Genomic DNA, 18,479 nt, shown 5'->3' on the forward strand with positions numbered 1-18,479 from the left:
ATAATAATATGAAGGAGGTTTTATCATGGACGATTCTCTATTAGAGCAAAAGGCTGAACTTCTCAAAGCCTTAGCACATCCCGCGAGACTTTGTATTGTAGCTAATCTTTATTATAAAGGGAAATGTAATGTTACTAATATCCAGCACTGCATGTGCATGCCTCAATCTACCATTTCTCAGCATCTAGCCAAGCTCAAAGCTGCTGGCATTATCAAAGGTATACGTAATGGTCTGGAGATTGAATACCAAGTTGTAGATGAAGATGCTATTGGTATTATTAAGACACTTATACCTTGCACTAAAAACTTATAAGGAAGTTCTTATTAAATGAAACGAAAATTACTTTATACATTTATATTCTATATTATCTTTTCTACCTCGATTTTTGCTTCACCTTCACCTGATTTAATTGCTGAAGGGGCTATATTAATTGAGCCCCAAACTAAAACTATTTTATATAGTAAAAATAGCCATTCACGTTTCTATCCTGCTAGTACCACTAAAGTTCTTACTTCTCTTTTGCTTGTTGAATCCATGGATGAAAATGTAGTTATTACAAAATCACAAGATAGTATTCAAAAGGTTCCTTCAGATAGTAGCCATATTGGACTTTCAGTTGGTGATCAATACGGATATAAAGATGGTATTCATGCTATTATGATGGGCTCAGATAATTTTGTTTCTCATGATATGGCCCTCTACAATGCAGGCAGTATTGAAAGTTTTGCTCGTAAAATGAATGAAAAGGCTCAAAGTTTAGGTGCTACTTCTTCTCATTTCGTGAATCCTCATGGCTACCATGACCCTAATCACTATACAACACCTTATGACCTATCTCTCATTACAACAGCAGCTTTTAATAATCCTATAGTCAGCCAAATTGCAGGAACTCCTCTTTATGATTTTCATGTTCTTAATAAAGGTACAGTCTTACCTCTAAAACATACTGCAGCTTTCTTTAAAAAAGACTCTCCTTTTTATAATGAACATGTCATAGCTGCAAAAACGGGTTATCATACACCAGCTGGACGTACACTTGTAGCTAAAGCCAAATATGATGGTTTGGACCTAATAGCTGTTGTTATGAAGTCTAATAATCCAGGTCACTTTGAAGATATCAATAAACTTTTTGAATATGGTAGTAGTAATTTTAAAGCTATAAAAGATGAAAATGGAGACCTGATACTTCAAAATACCTCCTACTCTTCTTGGGGGCAACCTTATGTGGAAACTGCTCTTATCAATGGTTGGTTAAAACCTACGACAAAAAGTTATATGGACTCTACTACAGGTCATACTTTTCTTATGATGTTAGAACGTATGCTTCCTGACAACCTCCAATATACATTTGTACCTTATGCACTTCCAACTAGCCCTGTTTATAGAATTAACCAACCTATCTCTTATGCAGAAAGCTTAAAAATCTTAAACTCTATCACAGATACACTTAACATAGGTACCGGTGCTGTAGAGGTTACACGCCCAAGTAGTACATCTCCAGACAGTAACTTAACCTTAGAAGAAGCTACTTATCTTATAGATAAACTTAGCACCCTACTTCTCCAATATGGGCCTATCCATCCAGGCCTTTATAAATAAAAAGAAAAAGTCATTCTCTTATATAACGAAAGGGAGTTTCCTAAAACTGACTATCTAGTTTTAGGAAACTCCCTTTTTATTTAATCTCATCTCAATCTTTCAGTGTGTTACCATCAGCATCTGCAGGCACTTGACCTGATAGAATTAAAATAGCATCAATAAATGGCCAGATTGCACCTATACCACAAGTAAGACAACTTACAAGAAGTTGTGCAACACCTATAGAAGTATAGCCTAAGTAAAACCTTCCTACTCCAAATCCTCCTAAGAAAAGTTGTAGAAGGCCTGCTACTAATTTAGATTTACGATTATCTACTGGTGCATATTGAGGCTGTGCATTATAACTTGTGTATTGCTGATCAGGTTCTGCTCCATATATACTTGCACCACACTTACTACAAAATTGATCCTCATCTCTTACTTCTGTTCCACATTTTGGACAAAACATTTTTATTCTCCTCCTTATAATAATATCCCTTTAAACATCTTCTTCAATAGCCATTCTAATAAGCTATCATGCTTATACGTTCGATCAATAATCCTCTTAACTAAAGTATATAATTCACTAATGAGGATACACCCTCCTAAGCCTAGCCATATGTAAATCAAAGGATTTTGATAAAACGCTTCGACAAATTGACCTTGTTTTAACTTATGGAGTGCTCCTAATATATTGCATCCTAAGCATTTAAACCCCAAAGCATCAAATATACAAGTGGTTTGATTATGACTTAGTACACTTACTACCATCATTATAATCGGTGCCCCAATAAGTGTCACGCTAGCTACCATAAGCTTTAACTTTGTTATTTTCTTTAACTTCATATCTAATAAGCAATAAGAGCAAATACCATAAATAGAGCAGGAATTACTCCTATACATCCTAATACAAGTCCAGCTATAGCCATACCTTTACCACTAGGATACTTAATGCCTATGACACCAAATACAATAGCTAAAACAGGTAGTATAAAACCAATAACAGGAAGGCAGCAAGATAATAAAAGACCTACAATCCCTAGACATAGGCTGGCAATACCATACCCCTGTCCTTGCGTGCTTTCCACTTCATGATGGTAGCTATTCTGACCACTATTTGATGTATACTGAGTTGGTACCGATTTATATTCTGTCTGATTTTGTCTTTGTTCTTGATCTTGATCCATTTCTACTCCCCCTTTACCTGATTTTATTGTATTATAAGTATAAAGTATTTTCAAATATTTTTTGACTAGTCAAACTTTTTAACCTTACTAAGGAGTATACTATGACCATTAAACCTGTCCAAAACCTGTTACATATAGGAAGACTTATGCTCTATATTCTAGTACTTCTATCACTTTATCTGCTTACAAAGACTCCCCTAAAATCTGAATCTATTTGTTACTGGTATAGCACCTATCATATCCTTTGTCCTATGTGCGGAGGCACTCGCTCCCTCCTTAACTTTATTACTTTTAATTTTTATGAAGCACTTGGCTATAACCCTATACTTACTCTTTTTGCCTATCCTTTTACTTTTGTACTCGTTATAGAAGACAGTATAGCTATTATTGCTAACAGCTTTTTTCATAAGCACTACACCTCTTGGCTACTCTATCTTATGCATCTTATTAATACGAGATTATTCTGTAGGCTTTTATTTATCACCCTAATCATACTTTATATGTTATGGGGATTTCTTCGTAACTTTATATAGACTAAAAATGCCATACAAAAAGAGGTTGCTAAGCAACCTCTTTAATACTTTATAATGTTTATTTTGTAATTCTTTCTACACCACCCATGTATGGACGAAGTACTTCCGGAATGATAACTGATCCATCTGCTTGTTGGAAGTTTTCAAGGATAGCTGCTGTCGTACGACCTACAGCAAGACCACTACCATTTAATGTATGGATGAATTGTGCTTTATCTTTAATATTATCTTTAAACTTAATATTTGCACGTCTAGCTTGGAAATCTTCAAAGTTTGAGCAGCTTGAAATTTCTACATAACGCCCATAGCTTGGCATCCAAACTTCAATATCGTATGTCATAGCTGAACTAAATCCTAAGTCTCCTGTGCAAAGTCTTACAACTCTGTATGGAAGGCCTAAAGCTTGAAGGATACCTTCTGCATCATTTGTAAGTGTTTCAAGTTCTTCATAAGAATTTTCTGGTCTAGCGAATTTAACCATTTCTACTTTGTTGAATTGGTGTTGACGGATAATCCCTCTTGTGTCACGTCCTGCTGAACCAGCTTCTGCTCTAAAGCATGCTGTGTACGCACAGTGTTTGATTGTAAGGTCTTTACCATCTAGAATTTGGTCTCTGTACATATTTGTTACAGGAACTTCTGCTGTTGGTACTAAGAAGTAATCTGTACCTTGCACTTTGAAAGCATCTTCTTCAAACTTTGGAAGCTGACCTGTACCTGTCATACTTGCTCTATTTACCATGAATGGAGGGAATACTTCTGTGTAACCATGTTTGTCTACATGCATATCAAGCATGAAGTTCATGATAGCACGCTCAAGTCTAGCACCTAAGCCTTTGTAGAATGTAAAACGAGCCCCTGTTACTTTAGCACCTTTTTCAAAGTCAAGGATATCTAAGCTTTCACCAAGATCCCAGTGCGGTTTAATTTCAAAATCAAACTCTCTTACATCCCCTACTCTTCTAAGTTCCACATTTTCTTCATCGCTTGCACCAACTGGTACTTGTGGGTTTGGAGTATTAGGAAGTGTAAGAAGGATAGTTTGAAGTTTATCATCCACTTCTTTGACTTGTTGGTCAATACCTTTAATTTCTTCTGAAAGCTCTTTCATTTCAGCAAGAACAGCTGTTACATCTTTACCTTCTTTTTTCATCATTGGTACTTGTTTTGATACAACGTTTTGCTTGTTTTTAAGTACTTCTACTTCTGCAAGAAGCTCACGTCTTTTAGTATCAAGTTCTAAGAACCCCTCTAAATCATAGTTACCACTTCTTTTACCTAAAGCTTCTTTTACTTCTTCAAAATTACTACGTAGTCTTTTAATATCTAACATGATTTCACCTCTTTAATAAAATTAACTAGTTATATAAAATAAAAAACGCCCTTTTACCCATATGGATAAAAGGACGATTGTAGACTCGTGGTACCACCTTTATTCATCAGCTTATACTGACCTCTCATTGCTATAAAGGGCAATCCCCTTCTGATTCATCACCAGCAACTCAGAAAGCGGAACACTTCAGTTTGTTTACTAGTTCACACCAACCACTAGCTCTCTTAAAAACAATACATAAAGCTTTTCTTTCGTCATCATTTTTGTAACATTATAAAGTTTGTTATATTATAAGGCATCCATTTTGAAAATGCAACCAGTAATAAGATAAAATATTTTTTATTTAATGTGTATACTTCCTTTTATATCTGTCTATACTATCATTGTACCAAGTGTGAGGTACATCGCTAAATCCCCCCTCAACCTAGATTTCCTCCCCCGAAGTCTAGGTTATTTTTTTGCCTTTTTATACATCTTGCTCAATGATACGTATCACGCGGCATGGATTACCTACTGCAACAGCGTTATCGGGAATATCTTTTGTTACGACGCTGCCTGCACCTATTACTACATTTCTGCCTATATTAACACCTGGGCATATAATGCTTCCCCCACCAATCCAAGTATTATCTCCAATAGTAATAGGATATCCCATCTCAACACCTGCAACACGAGGTGCTGCTTCTACAGGATGTGTTGCCGTATAAATCTGTACGTTTGGTGCAAACATTACATTATCTCCAATAGTCACTGTATTAACATCTAATATCGTACAGTTAAAGTTAGCATAGAAATTTTTTCCTACCTTAATATTATACCCGTAATCACAGCGGAAACTCGGCTCCATATAAAGGTCCCCTTCTGTCTGAAGCAGCTCTTTTAATAGCGCTGTAGCTTCCTCTCTCTGATCAGGTTCAAGATTATTAAATTTATGGCAAAGCATTCTAGCACGTTTTCTATCTGCTGTCAGTTCAGCATCTGAAGCATCATATCCTAATCCTTGTAACATTTTCTCTTTTTCTGTCATGTTATAACTCCTTTGAATTATCTTAAGTTTCCTTTCTATTATACTGCTTTTATAAAGTAGATATAATACACTCTTACATAATTCTTCTGTTATTTGAAAATAAGCCTTATAATTTTTACGTTATTTTTTTAACAAATTTTATTGACATATATCATATCCCATGTTATTATTATAAATGTAAACAGCATCAAATTCTAATCAACCACTTGATTTATAATAAATCAAGTTATATTTTTCACAATGGTTGTTAAATTTATAACCATCTTTGCCTAATTATTTTAACCACAGTTATAATTAGGCTTACTCTAAAAAATAAACACATTTATTATATGATCCAATTTCAGGGAGGAACTTATCATGGCAGAAAACAAAAAAGAACAAAAAACACCAGTTATCGATGCAAATGTAATGGTAAATGAATTAGTAAAAAAAGCTCAAGTAGCATTAGAACAATTTATGGAGCTTACCCAAGAACAAATTGACGAAATCACAAAAGCAATGGCTCTTGCTGGTTTATCAGCTCAAATGAAACTTGCTAGAATGGCAGTTGAAGAAACTGGACGTGGTATCTTTGAAGATAAAGTTACAAAAAACATTTTCGCTACAGAATATGTTTATCACAGTATAAAATATGATAAAACAGTTGGTATTATTAATGAAAATGAAGATGAAGGTTACATGGAAGTTGCTGAACCTCTTGGTGTTATCGCAGGGGTTACACCTGTTACAAATCCAACTTCAACAACAATGTTCAAATCTATCATCTCTATGAAAACAAGAAATCCAATCATCTTCGGTTTCCACCCATCAGCTCAAAAATGTTCATCAGAAGCTGCTAGAATCGTAAGAGATGCTGCTATTGCAGCTGGTGCTCCTGAAAACTGTATTCAATGGGTTGAATATCCATCAATCGAAGCAACTTCAGCTCTTATGAATCACCCAGGTGTAGCTACAATTCTTGCAACAGGTGGTCCTGGAATGGTTAAAGCTGCTTATTCAGCTGGTAAACCAGCTCTTGGGGTTGGTGCTGGTAACGTACCTGCTTTCATTGAAAAAACAGCTAACCTTGAAAGATCTCTTACAGACCTTATTCTTTCAAAATCATTTGATAATGGTATGATTTGTGCTTCTGAACAAGCTGCTATCATTGAAGCTCCTATTTATGATAAAGCTGTAGCTTACATGAAAAAACATGGCTGCTACTTCGCAACTAAAGAAGAAATCAAAAAAATCGAACCAGTTGTTATCAATCCTGAAAAACAAATGGTTAACCCAGATATCGTAGGTAAATACCCATATGAAATCGCAGCACTTGCTGGTATTACAATTCCAAAAGATACAAAAATCCTTTGCTGTGAAATCGAAGGTGTAGGCGCTGAGTATCCACTTTCAAGAGAAAAACTTTCTCCAGTACTTGCAGTAATTAAAGCTAAAGATGCTGCAGACGGTATTGATAAAGCTGCTCAAATGGTTGAACTTGGTGGTCTTGGTCACTCATCAGTTATCCATTCAACAGATGATGCTATCATTAAAGCATTCTCAGATAGACTTAAAACAGGACGTATCATTGTTAACTCACCTTCAACACACGGTGCAATCGGTGATATTTACAATACAAACATGCCATCTCTTACACTTGGATGTGGTTCATATGGACGTAACTCCACTACATCTAACGTAACAGCAATGAACTTAATTAATAAGAAAAGAGTAGCTATGAGACGTACAAATATGCAATGGTTCAAAATTCCAGAAAAAATCTACTTCGAACAAGGATCAGTACAATACCTTGCAAAAATGCCAGGAATCTCTCGTGCATTAATCGTAACAGACCCAATGATGGTTCAATTAGGTTATGTAGATAAATTAGTATACCAATTAAACAAAAATCCAAACAAAGTAGCTATTGAAGTATTTAGCGATGTTGAGCCAGATCCAGACCTTACAACAGTAAAAAAAGGTGCTGAAATGATGAACTCATTTAAACCAGACGTAATCATCGCACTTGGTGGTGGTTCTGCAATGGATGCTGGTAAAGCTATGTGGTTATTCTATGAACACCCAGAAGCTGACTTCGAAGGAATGGCTCAAAAATTCCTTGATATCAGAAAACGTGTTTACAAATTCCCAACAATGGGTAAATGCTCTAAATTCGTAGCTATCCCAACAACATCAGGTACAGGTTCTGAAGTAACATCATTCGCAGTTATCTCAGATAAATCTAAGAATATGAAATACCCTCTTGCTGACTACGAGCTAACTCCAGACGTTGCAATCATTGATCCAGAGTTCGTTATGACAGTTCCAGCATCAGTAACAGCTGATACAGGTCTTGATGTATTAACACATGCTATCGAAGCTTATGTATCTGTACTTGCTTCAGATTACACAGATGCACTTGCTATGAAAGCTATCCAACTTGTGTTTGAATACTTACCACGTTCATACAAATTCGGTGCTAAAGATCCAGAAGCAAGAGAAAAAATGCACAATGCTTCATGTATCGCAGGTATGGCATTTACAAATGCATTCCTTGGAATCAACCACTCACTTGCACACAAATTAGGTGCTGAGTTCCACATTCCTCATGGTCGTGCAAATGCTATCCTTCTTCCACACGTAATTGAATACAACGGTGAAACAACACCAACTAAATTCATGAGTTTCCCTAAATACGGAAAATACGTGGCACAAGAAAAATATGCTGAAATTGCTAAAATGTTAGGTCTTCCAGCTGCTACTCCAGCTGAAGGTGTTAAATCTTTAGTAAAAGCTATTAGAGACTTAATCAAAGAACTTAACGTTCCAATGACAGTTAAAGACTGCGGTATTGATGAAAAAACATATCTTGGTGCTATCGAAGACTTATCATACAAAGCATTCGAAGACCAATGTACTACTGCTAACCCTCGTTTACCAAAAGTAGCTGAACTTCAAGAGCTTTACAGAAAAGCTTACTTCGGTAAATAGGTTCCTTTATAAATTTCCTCTAGTTAAGAAGGAGAGAAAAGTACTCACTTTTCTCTCCTTCTTTTTATGCTTTATTTTGATTTTAGGGCATATGATATACTACTACTATTTTTCTTAGAGGAGTTTGAGTATGAATAAGCCTATTATCGGAATTACGACCAATTTACTTTATCGCTCAGGCCCTTATAGCGGCCGTTATAGTACGAACAACAATAAAGATTATGAAGATGCTATCTTTAAAGCTGGAGGTGTACCTATCTTACTCCCCCCTACTATTCACATAGAAGAAACTGAAGCCCAATTACGCTTATGCCAAGGATTACTTCTTGCTGGTGGGGATGATTTCAATCCTATCTTATATGGTGAACAACCTACTAAAGGCTTAGGTGAAACCAATTCTTTGGTGGATATTCATCATCTTAATCTTACTAAACTTGCCCTAAAACAGCCAATGCCTATTCTAGCTATCTGTAGAGGTATGCAGGCACTTAACATTGCACAAGGAGGTAATGTCTATCAGGATATGAATGAATACCCCCATCAATCTCTTCAACATCAACAAAAAGCTTCTCGCTATGATGTATCTCATACCGTCACAACAGATAAAAACTGCCTTCTTAACACACTCCTTGGAGACTCCTTCCCTACTAATTCATTTCATCATCAAACCCTTCATAAATTAGGTCAAGATGTTGTTGCAACAGCCTGGGCTAAAGATTTAGTTATAGAAGGTATTGAACTTCAAGGGCATCCCTTTGCTGTAGGTGTTCAGTGGCATCCAGAAATTATGCTTGCCCTTTCTGATAGTATGCTTCCACTTTTTAAAAAGTTCATAGAGGTATGCTCTTAGACTGTATACTCCCTTGGTATAATTATACTGTAATAAAAAAAGCGTAAGCATACTATGGCTTACGCTTTCTATTCTATCTCGGTGGCTGCCCAAGTATGGAGAAATACTGAGCAAACGGCTGAAACCTACTGATAGCTGGCCTCCATGCGAAATAAGTTTCTAAAAGTCCTAAAGTATCTAAGTTACTAAGACCTATAGCTCTTTGAACTGCAGAAAGATTATATTCCCCATTTACATCAAAGTCTACAGTATGCAAAGTAATAAGACCTAACAGGGTGCCTTCAGTAGGCCTTATTAAAGTACCATCTAGATTATAAATTTGATTTAAGTACTCAGGTCCTCTATCACTAATATCTATTGTATAAACTCTAGGTGGTCTTAGTGTCTCAATTCTCACTCTATAATTATCTTGATAAATAACTGTACCTCTTTGAAGGTCATTAAAAGTTTTAGAATCTACTAATAGACTTGGCTGATCATTAACAAAAGTATAGGCATAACTTGTTAAGAATCCCCCACCTCCACTAGCAAAAATATTAACTAAAATATCTGCTATGCCATCATGAGTGAGATCCCCTACAAACAGCACAGGACCATAGCCATTGCCATAAGGGAAATCTATTTCATAAACCCTTCCATCACTTACTACCCTCAAACCTACATCTTCAAAATAACCTGGCATTTCTGGCCTTGGCCTATTTCCAACTAAATAAATATTGTCAGGTATGCCATCTCCTGTTACATCTGCTTGAGCAAAGTTAATAACTTCCTTATCAGATGCTATATTAAGGCCAAGCTCTCCCATATCGTTACTAATATTGTATACCTTAACTTCTGGCATCTCTCCCCCTGCTACTTCTTCCTCAAATGCAGTCTCATCCATCTGTTCACCAATGCCCATAGTACTCATAATCGGTGTAATAGAATTTTGATTAAGGGCCGCCTGCGCTTGTGGCGTATTAACATTTCCAGGTGATGGTAAGGGCCCTGTCTGCTGGATAATCTGCTCTCCTGTCATAACACCTTGCATATTATTTGCATTTAGTCCTGCTTCATTAATACTCATAATTGGCGTAGTTACATTCTGATTAAGCGCCGCTTGTGCCTGCGGTGTATTAATATTTTCAGGCGGTGGTAAAGGCCCTGTCTGCTGAATGATCTGCTCTCCTGTTATAACGCCCTGCATATTATTTGCATTTAGTCCTGCTTCATTAATGCCCATCGTTGGCATAGTTACATTCTGACCAAACGCTGCTTGTGTCTGTGGCGTATTAACATTTCCAGGTGGTGGTAAGGGTCCTGTTTGCTGCATAATCTGCCCTCCCACATTGCCTTGCATATTATTATTGGTGCTTAGTCCTGCTTCATTAATACTCATAATTGGCGTAGTTACATTCTGATTAAGCGCCGCTTGTGCCTGTGGCGTATTGATATTTTCAGGCGGTGGTAAAGGCCCTGTCTGCTGGATGATCTGCTCTCCCGTCATACTACCTGCATTCATATTATTAGGCATATTAGCTACGCCACCTACATTGGTTTGAGTCCCACTCACTGGTGTATTTAGTGTATTGGAAGGGATAAAACCACCTACTGATACTAAAGGTTCTTCTTCAAGGGGTGTACTAGGTGGTAGAGCTGGCTGAATAACTTGCTGCACCATAGGCTCATTAGCCTGCGCTACAGTTTCCTCTCCTGCTATTTGCTGCATAACCATACCATGGTTCAGTATATCGTTAACATAACTTACAAAAGCTTGGTCATTATTCCCTACTAAGTCCTGCATTGTAACTGCTTTCCCTACATCTTCCGAAGTTAAATTTACACCATTGAGTACATTAACAAGATTACCAAGCCCTAAAGCTTTTTGATCTTTTTCTAGGCTTACATCATATAAATACCATTGCATATTCTCCCTTTTGAGGATACCAATATACTTTTCTCCATTGACTTGATAAGTAAATAGAATTTCAGGCATACCATCCTGGTCAATATCTACAATTACAAAGTTAGGGGTCTGTCTTGAGACTCCTTTTAACACGACTTCACTATTTACTGGCTTAAATCCCTTTAAGATGCTATCGAGATAGAATTTCATATAGCTGCGTCTCCCTATGATTTAATATCATAATATTTTATGAGAGAGTCGTGTCATGTATGATATTTTTAATCCATTTTCCATTTTTAAGACGTCTTAGTTCAAACCATATTTTAATACACTCCTCGGAGCAGATTAAAATATATACAAGCTGAATAGGAAGCTGCCATACTACTGCTCCTATAAAGGCAAGAGGCACTGAGTAAAGCCATACTGTTCCTGCCTGCACAAGCATAGAATAAGTCGTATCTCCGCCTCCTCTAAATACACCTACAATCATAACCATATTAAATGTTCTAATAGGTAAGAACAATGCCATAATACGTAAAATATCTATTGTATCACTATAAGTTTCAGGTGTGACATTAAAGAGCTTTAATACGATTGGTGCTGTAATAAAGATTACTGCACCTACTACTATACTCATAATAGGTGTTAAAATACCAATATTTTTAGCACAACTTCTTGCTTCATCCTCCTGACCAGCACCTATATGATTCCCAACCATAATAGAAGTAGCTATTGCCATACCTACTAAAAGTACAGTGAAGACATTATTGAGCGTTGTCGCGATTTGCATAGTAGCAACTGCATTTGTTCCAATTTGAGCATAGGCTACGGAATAAGCCGTAATACCTACTGACCATACAATCTCGTTCACAATGACTGGCCATGATGTTTTAAAGTATATTTTAACAAGGTGCTTATCAAAACTTAAAAGGTCTTTAAGCTTTCCTGCAATTTTGTTTTTACTTATATATACATAGCTTACAATATAAATCATCTCGATAAGTCTAGCGATAGTGGTAGCAAGGGCAGCACCTACTACACCAAGACTTGGCATTCCAAACATTCCAAAAATTAGTATCCAGTTTAAAAAAGCATTTATACCTACCCCAATTAAACTTGCATACATAGGTACCTTAACCTGCTCTGTACTTCTAAGCGCTGACGAATACGCTTGTGTAAAACTTGAAAATAAGCAACTGATTCCCACTACTAATAAATAACTTGTCCCAAGAGCTATAACATTTTGATCTTTCGAAAGAATAGACATAATAGCTTCTGGTGTCACAATAGCCCCAAATCCAAATAAGAGAGCTACTGCCAAACCAACTACTATATCTAAGCCAAGGATCTTTTTAATATTAGGTAAATCCTTCTTCCCCCAGAACTGTGCCATAAATACGCTAGCACCTGCGTTTACACCCGTGATACATAAGTTAAATATAAAGATATACTGATTTGCAAGTCCTACCGCCGCTATAGCTTCTTCACCTAACCTACCTACCATTAAATTATCAATTAAATTAAGTGATGAGGTAATGAAACTTTGAATAGTAATCGGTAAAGCAAGAATCCATAACTTCTTGATAAATTGCTTATCTTTAAAAACGCTGAACATATAAACCTCCTTTTTAGCACAAAAAAAGAAAGTATTTGGGTTAGTTCAAGTCGCCCAGCTACTTTCTCTTATCAATTTATCTATGTTTTAAAAATTATAAGTCATAAATACAGTTATGTCAACATACATCCTCCCTTCAATGTAAAATAGTGGTCTAGCTTTACACTATTTGTCATAATATAACTATAACGAGTGTTTAATAGGAGGAAGACCTATGCCTGTCTTTCGTATTATTGCTTTTGATGGGGGTGGTATTCGAGGCGCACTTTCTACTAGAATTTTAAAACGTATTACTGACCAATACCCCGAGCTTCTTAAGAAAACAGATATGTTCTCAGGTACATCTACAGGTTCTATTATAGCTCTAGGCTTAGCTTATAATAAGACATCTGAAGAATTAGATAATCTCTATAACTATCAAAATACTAAGTACATCTTTTCTCCACGTAGACCTAATTTATTTGTTCCCAAATATAGAAATGTACACCTTTCTCATCTGCTCTCTACAGTATTCCCTCAGAATTTGAGCCTAGCTAGTCTTCCCAAATATGTCTTTGTCCCCTCTTTTAATGTAAAAGGGTATACGACACGTGGCTTTGAAGGTGTCTTCTTTTCTAACCTTATTAATAATCCTACTATATCTGAAAAAGTTATTGATACTGCTCTATGCAGTAGTGCTGCTCCTACATACTTTCCTTCCGTCAATAATTTCATTGATGGTGGCGTCTTTATGAATTCACCTACTGCTGCACCTGTTATTTATGTACGCTCTGTCTTTCCTAATAAGTATAAGCTTAGTGACTTTAGGCTTCTCTCTATTGGAACAGGCTTTTATCCTGAGCGTATTTTAAAGCGCACTAAAAATTGGGGAATTGCTCAATGGTCCATTAATCCTACTACCTCTACCAAAACACCTCTTTTAAGTGTATTATTAGGTGCCACTACTCCTATAGAAAATCGCTATAGTTATGAACTTCTGAAACAAAACTATTTTAGATTAAATCCTAATTTAGACGAACCTATTCCCTTAGATGCTTATAAAAAAGTACCTTACCTAAAAGAACTAGCTGATCAAGTAGACCTCTCCAACGTGTTTAGATATATCGAACGCTATTATTTAAATTAACTCGTCCTTTTTTAACTTGTTCTCTCATAGTACAACTCAAGTCTGGAATAAAATAGTCGTGTAGGAGGTGATGCAGTGTGGCAGAAATAATGGGAACACTACCACTCATTGGAGATAAGTTCCCAGAAATAACCGTACAAACGACTTACGGTCCCAAAAAGCTCCCTGATGATTATAAAGGAAAATGGCTTATTCTTTTTAGTCATCCAGGTGATTTTACTCCTGTATGTACAACTGAGTTCGTATCTTTTGCTAAAAACTATGACACCTTTCAAGCACTTAATACAGACTTACTTGGTTTATCTGTGGATCAAGTACAACCACATATGAAATGGGTACAGTGGATTGAGCAGAATCTTAAACAACCTATCCCATTTCCTATTATTGCAGACTCACTAGGCATGACTGCTAGTAAACTTGGAATGATTCAACCTACAAGAAAAACTGCTACCGTTAGAGCTGTATTTTTCGTAGATCCTACTGGAACTATAAGACTTATTCTATACTACCCTCTCGAAATAGGTCGTAATATTAATGAAATTATACGTGCACTTGTGGCACTACAAGTAGGTGATGCTAACAAAGTAGCCCTTCCTGCAAACTGGCCAAATAATGAATTGATCGGAAATAAAGGCATTATTTCACCACCAACTGACATCCCTACCGCTGAGAAATGCGAAGGTGAATACACATGTTATGACTGGTGGTTCTGCTATAAAGACATTGATTTCAAACTTCCACCCGTATCAAAGTAAATCCCCCCCTAAGAATAAAAGCCTCACAAATAACTCAGTATTTGTGAGGCTTTTTATCTATAACGTAAATATAAGTGAACTAATTATATAAGCATATCTTATATTCTTTTTAAGTAATCAATACACTCCCCCATATAGTAGAGACATAACCAAACAACCTAACCCCGTTGCAAGGTCTTTAGTTAGAATATGTACAAGTCCCCATGTCAGTCCGCACATTATACCACCTCAAGGTATATACTTCGTATACTTCACCTTGAACTTATCTTCTCCTGCCATTCCATAACGACTTATTTTACCTATAAAATCCTAAATTTCATTACAAAAAAGAGTAGCATACAAATTATAATTTGTATGCTACTCTTTCAATATTACTCTACTCTATTTTTTATCGTTACGCTTAGATGAGCAGCTCTTTTGTGTACACCCAGAGCATCCACATCCACAAGGACTATCTTTACGGTCTTTATATACTTTATAACCTGCTCCTATCATTAGCAATATAATCACTGCTACAATTATAAAATCTGCCATCTAATCACCATCCTCTATACTATTTGAATAATAAACTACCAACTTGGTAAATAAGGAAAGCTACAATCCATGCAAGACCTGTTTGGTAACCAATTGCAATAAGTGTCCATTTCCAGTTACCAAACTCTCTTTTCATCGCACCAATAGCCGCAAAACAAGGCGCTGCTAAAAGTGTAAATGCCATAAATGCATAGGCGCTTACTGGTGTGAAGAACTGACCAATACTTGTAAGAAGTGTTGGATCTGTCTCAGCTACTTCCCCCACGCCAAGTAAAATACCAAAGGTTGCAACAACTGCTTCTTTCGCTAAAAATCCTGTTACTGTGGCCACAGATGCTTGCCATGTACCAAATCCAAGTGGTGCAAAGATTGGTGCAATTACATGTCCTATAGATGCTAACATACTTTCATTCGTATCTACCATCTGAAGACTGAAGTTAAAAGATTGTAAGAACCAAATAAGCCCTGAAGCTACAAAGATTACTGTACCTGCCTTTATAATAAAGGCCTTTGATCTATCCCACATTTGCATCATAACACCTTTAAAGTTAGGTATATGATACTCTGGAAGTTCTAAAATATAAGGTGCTGCTTCACCTTTAAATAATGTATTCTTAAGAATAAGTCCTGATAAAATAACCATTAAAATACCAAGTACATACATAGAAGGTCCTACCCATACGTGTTCTGGGAAGAAAGCACCTACCATAAGTGCAAACACTGGTAACTTAGCACCACAAGGAATAAATGGCGTAAGCATAATAGTCATTTTACGGTCTCTTTCACTTTCAATTGTTCTAGATGCCATAATCCCTGGTACTGAACAACCTGTTCCAATAACCATAGGAATGAATGATTTGCCTGATAAACCAAACTTTCTAAAGATCTTATCCATAATAAAGGCAACACGTGACATATAACCACAGTCTTCTAGTATACCAATAAGTAAGAATAGAATCATAAGCTGTGGTACGAAACCAAGTACAGCGCCTACCCCACCTATAATACCATCTACTACAAGTCCATGAATCCATGGAGATACACTCATACCTTCAAGCCATAAACCAACCTGGTCACCTATCGTTCCAAATAGTCCTTCCATGAAGCCAATAGTCATATCACCTACTGTCTGGATAGATAAGAAGTATACAAACCACATGATTCCAAAGAAAATTGGAATGGCTAAAATTCTATTTGTAATAACCTTATCAATTTTATCTGAAAGTGTGATTTTATGATCTGGTCTATTTGTTACGATACTACTAATATGTTTAGTAATATATTCATAACGCCCATTAATGATAATACTCTCTACATCATCATCATAAGCATTTTCAAGTAATCTAGCGGCTTCTTCTACTATTGGAGATTCTTCTTTAGATAAGTGGAATTCCTCTACAACTTTTTTATCCTGCTCTAGCACTTTTATCGCTAACCAACGTTTATTATAAACTTCATCGATTTGCTTACCATCAAGCAATATCATAACTTCATTAATGCTTTGTTCGATAATCATGTCAAAAGGAATAGCTTTAGAAGCAATTTTAACCTTTTTTGTTCCTACTTCAAGCGCTAAATTAATAAGTTCATCAAGACCCTGATTTTTAGTTGCTGAAATTGGCACAACCTTAACACCAAAAAGTTCTTCTAACCTCTTGATATTAATTTTCTCACCACGTTTTTCAACAATATCCATCATATTAAGTGCGATGATTGTTGGTCTACCTAACTCCACAAGTTGATGCGTAAGATATAAGTTACGTTCTATATTAGAAGCATCAATAATGTTAATGATTAAATCTGGTTGCTCTTTAATAATGTAGTTTCTTGCTACAACTTCTTCTGGTGTATAAGGTGATAAAGAATAAATACCCGGTAAATCTACTAAAGTAATATCTTCTTTAACCCCCCTTAACTTACCTTCTTTCTTTTCAACAGTTACACCTGGCCAGTTCCCAACATAGGCCTTACTCCCTGTAAGTGCATTAAACGCTGTTGTCTTTCCACAGTTAGGATTTCCAACTAATGCTACGCTATATCCCATAAATGTGACTCCTTTTCTATTTGTTAGCGAAGGCTAACTTCTCTGTCAAAAAAATTGTCTTAAATCTGATCAACTAAAATACTTTCTGCATCTACTTTTCTAAGGCTAAGTGAATAACCCCTTACACTGATTTCAATAGGATCTCCTAATGGTGCTACCTTCTTAACAGTTACTTCTACACCTTTTGTAATTCCCATATCCATAATACGTCTCTTAAGACTTCCTTGTACATCAATTTTTCTTACGATAGCACTCTGTCCACATGGTACTTTTTTAAGATTACTCATACTATCCCTCCCTAAGACTTTCTATCTATAAAGACTTGATTAATTACTTTTTATTTGGTATGTTAACAATAACAAACATTGTTAACCTTAGCTAACATTATTGTAGCGCTATTGATTTTCAATGTCAATATTTTTTCACAATTTATTCTTTTATTTTTATTTCAACCAAAAATTTGTTATAATTATAAAAAAGATATAAAATGCGAAGGAGGGGTTACATGCTCTTAGGACAATCAGGTGAAGATTACCTAGAAACTGTACTTGAACTCGAACAACTTCACGGCGTTGTGCGTTCGATTGACATAGCAAAAAAGCTTGGTGTTTCTAGGCCAAGTGTTAATAAAGCCATTAATAACCTCAAAGAAGCAGGAATGGTAACGCAACAGTCCTATGGTGATATTAGACTGACAGATTTAGGTCGCCAAACCGCTAAAGATATCATTTATAGACATACACTTATTAAAAGTTTTTTAACCAGTGTACTTGGTCTAAGCCCTGATATCGCTGAAACCGATGCTTGTAAGATTGAACATATATTAAGCCCTGAAACAATAGAAAGCCTCGAAAAGTTCGTGGTGAACTATAAAAAATAAACATTTGTAAAAAGGTAGCTACACAACCAACTTCTAAGTTAATTGAACTGCTACCCGTCAAGTAGACAACTAAAAAAATAAAAACTTTTTACTACCATTAGATTCAGATCTAGTGGTAGTTTTTTATGCTACCTGCAAATAAGCTTGGTGTTTTTCAAAAG

Annotated in this window: 18 protein-coding genes and 1 other annotated feature; of the genes, 8 read left to right on the plus strand and 10 right to left on the minus strand. The window is 36.0% G+C overall.

The annotated features are described in order from the left end of the window. The first annotated feature begins 25 nt into the window (after window positions 1–25). Together H8718_RS15660 and H8718_RS15665 are read left to right on the plus strand one after the other, a co-directional pair. Entirely contained in the window at window positions 26–313 is a 288-nt protein-coding gene (locus H8718_RS15660) for an ArsR/SmtB family transcription factor (RefSeq protein ID WP_177671992.1), read from the plus strand. 15 nt (window positions 314–328) lie between these two features. Further along, entirely contained in the window at window positions 329–1,600 is a 1,272-nt protein-coding gene (locus H8718_RS15665; RefSeq protein WP_249333633.1) for a D-alanyl-D-alanine carboxypeptidase family protein, read from the plus strand. Between the two features lie 91 nt (window positions 1,601–1,691). Here the strand turns inward: H8718_RS15665 and H8718_RS15670 are convergent, their stop codons facing one another. From H8718_RS15670 to H8718_RS15680, 3 genes are read right to left on the minus strand one after another with little or no spacing between them, the layout of a single operon-like run. Next, window positions 1,692–2,048 (minus strand): TM2 domain-containing protein, encoded by a 357-nt coding sequence (locus tag H8718_RS15670; RefSeq protein WP_249333634.1) that lies wholly within the window; start codon window positions 2,046–2,048, stop codon window positions 1,692–1,694. A 14-nt stretch (window positions 2,049–2,062) separates the two neighbouring features. Next, window positions 2,063–2,392, minus strand: coding sequence for a DUF2752 domain-containing protein (locus tag H8718_RS15675; RefSeq protein ID WP_249333635.1), 330 nt, complete (start codon window positions 2,390–2,392; stop codon window positions 2,063–2,065). Window positions 2,393–2,427: 35 nt separating this feature from the next. Further along, on the minus strand, window positions 2,428–2,766 hold the full coding sequence (locus tag H8718_RS15680) for a DUF4190 domain-containing protein (protein ID WP_177671988.1): 339 nt from the start codon (window positions 2,764–2,766) through the stop codon (window positions 2,428–2,430). A gap of 146 nt (window positions 2,767–2,912) precedes the next feature. Between H8718_RS15680 and H8718_RS21115 the strand changes: the two genes are divergently transcribed. Continuing rightward, window positions 2,913–3,299, plus strand: coding sequence for a DUF2752 domain-containing protein (locus H8718_RS21115; RefSeq protein WP_408646584.1), 387 nt, complete (start codon window positions 2,913–2,915; stop codon window positions 3,297–3,299). Window positions 3,300–3,357: 58 nt separating this feature from the next. Here H8718_RS21115 and serS read toward each other — a convergent pair whose 3' ends face one another. Continuing rightward, window positions 3,358–4,632 (minus strand): serine--tRNA ligase, encoded by a 1,275-nt coding sequence (serS, locus tag H8718_RS15685; protein WP_177671986.1) that lies wholly within the window; start codon window positions 4,630–4,632, stop codon window positions 3,358–3,360. Window positions 4,633–4,698: 66 nt separating this feature from the next. Beyond that, window positions 4,699–4,899 (minus strand) — a binding site (T-box leader). 199 nt (window positions 4,900–5,098) lie between these two features. After that, window positions 5,099–5,659 carry a sugar O-acetyltransferase gene (locus H8718_RS15690; RefSeq protein ID WP_177671985.1) on the minus strand — a complete coding sequence of 187 codons (561 nt, stop codon included), beginning with the start codon at window positions 5,657–5,659 and terminating at the stop codon, window positions 5,099–5,101. 357 nt (window positions 5,660–6,016) lie between these two features. On the opposite strand from H8718_RS15690, the gene adhE reads away from it, so the two are divergent. Next, window positions 6,017–8,629 (plus strand): bifunctional acetaldehyde-CoA/alcohol dehydrogenase, encoded by a 2,613-nt coding sequence (adhE, locus tag H8718_RS15695; protein WP_283246248.1) that lies wholly within the window; start codon window positions 6,017–6,019, stop codon window positions 8,627–8,629. Between the two features lie 130 nt (window positions 8,630–8,759). Next, on the plus strand, window positions 8,760–9,479 hold the full coding sequence (locus tag H8718_RS15700) for a gamma-glutamyl-gamma-aminobutyrate hydrolase family protein (RefSeq protein WP_249333636.1): 720 nt from the start codon (window positions 8,760–8,762) through the stop codon (window positions 9,477–9,479). Between the two features lie 73 nt (window positions 9,480–9,552). On the opposite strand, the gene H8718_RS15705 is transcribed toward H8718_RS15700, so the two are convergent. Then, window positions 9,553–11,574, minus strand: coding sequence for a hypothetical protein (locus H8718_RS15705; protein ID WP_249333637.1), 2,022 nt, complete (start codon window positions 11,572–11,574; stop codon window positions 9,553–9,555). 37 nt (window positions 11,575–11,611) lie between these two features. After that, window positions 11,612–12,979 carry an MATE family efflux transporter gene (locus tag H8718_RS15710; RefSeq protein ID WP_249333638.1) on the minus strand — a complete coding sequence of 456 codons (1,368 nt, stop codon included), beginning with the start codon at window positions 12,977–12,979 and terminating at the stop codon, window positions 11,612–11,614. Between the two features lie 214 nt (window positions 12,980–13,193). On the opposite strand from H8718_RS15710, the gene H8718_RS15715 reads away from it, so the two are divergent. Continuing rightward, on the plus strand, window positions 13,194–14,105 hold the full coding sequence (locus H8718_RS15715) for a patatin-like phospholipase family protein (protein ID WP_249333639.1): 912 nt from the start codon (window positions 13,194–13,196) through the stop codon (window positions 14,103–14,105). Window positions 14,106–14,182: 77 nt separating this feature from the next. Then, complete coding sequence (locus H8718_RS15720; protein WP_249333640.1) at window positions 14,183–14,860, plus strand: peroxiredoxin; 678 nt, start codon at window positions 14,183–14,185, stop codon at window positions 14,858–14,860. Window positions 14,861–15,241: 381 nt separating this feature from the next. Here H8718_RS15720 and H8718_RS15725 read toward each other — a convergent pair whose 3' ends face one another. The 3 genes from H8718_RS15725 to H8718_RS15735 are packed head-to-tail and all read right to left on the minus strand — an operon-like array spanning window position 15,242 to window position 17,725. Next, on the minus strand, window positions 15,242–15,394 hold the full coding sequence (locus H8718_RS15725) for a FeoB-associated Cys-rich membrane protein (protein ID WP_249333641.1): 153 nt from the start codon (window positions 15,392–15,394) through the stop codon (window positions 15,242–15,244). Window positions 15,395–15,413: 19 nt separating this feature from the next. Beyond that, the gene (gene feoB / locus H8718_RS15730) at window positions 15,414–17,438 is read right to left on the minus strand and encodes a ferrous iron transport protein B (RefSeq protein WP_249333642.1); all 2,025 of its coding nucleotides are present in this window, start codon (window positions 17,436–17,438) and stop codon (window positions 15,414–15,416) included. A 59-nt stretch (window positions 17,439–17,497) separates the two neighbouring features. Then, window positions 17,498–17,725, minus strand: a complete 228-nt coding sequence (locus H8718_RS15735; protein ID WP_177671978.1) for a FeoA family protein — start codon at window positions 17,723–17,725, stop codon at window positions 17,498–17,500. A gap of 218 nt (window positions 17,726–17,943) precedes the next feature. Between H8718_RS15735 and H8718_RS15740 the strand changes: the two genes are divergently transcribed. Then, a complete protein-coding gene (locus H8718_RS15740) occupies window positions 17,944–18,318 on the plus strand; it encodes a metal-dependent transcriptional regulator (RefSeq protein WP_177672068.1) in 375 nt (124 codons plus the stop codon). The last annotated feature ends 161 nt before the right edge of the window (window positions 18,319–18,479 follow it).

It is taken from the genome of Zhenhengia yiwuensis, from assembly GCF_014384995.1.
Taxonomy (GTDB): Bacteria; Bacillota; Clostridia; order Lachnospirales; family Cellulosilyticaceae; genus Zhenhengia; species Zhenhengia yiwuensis.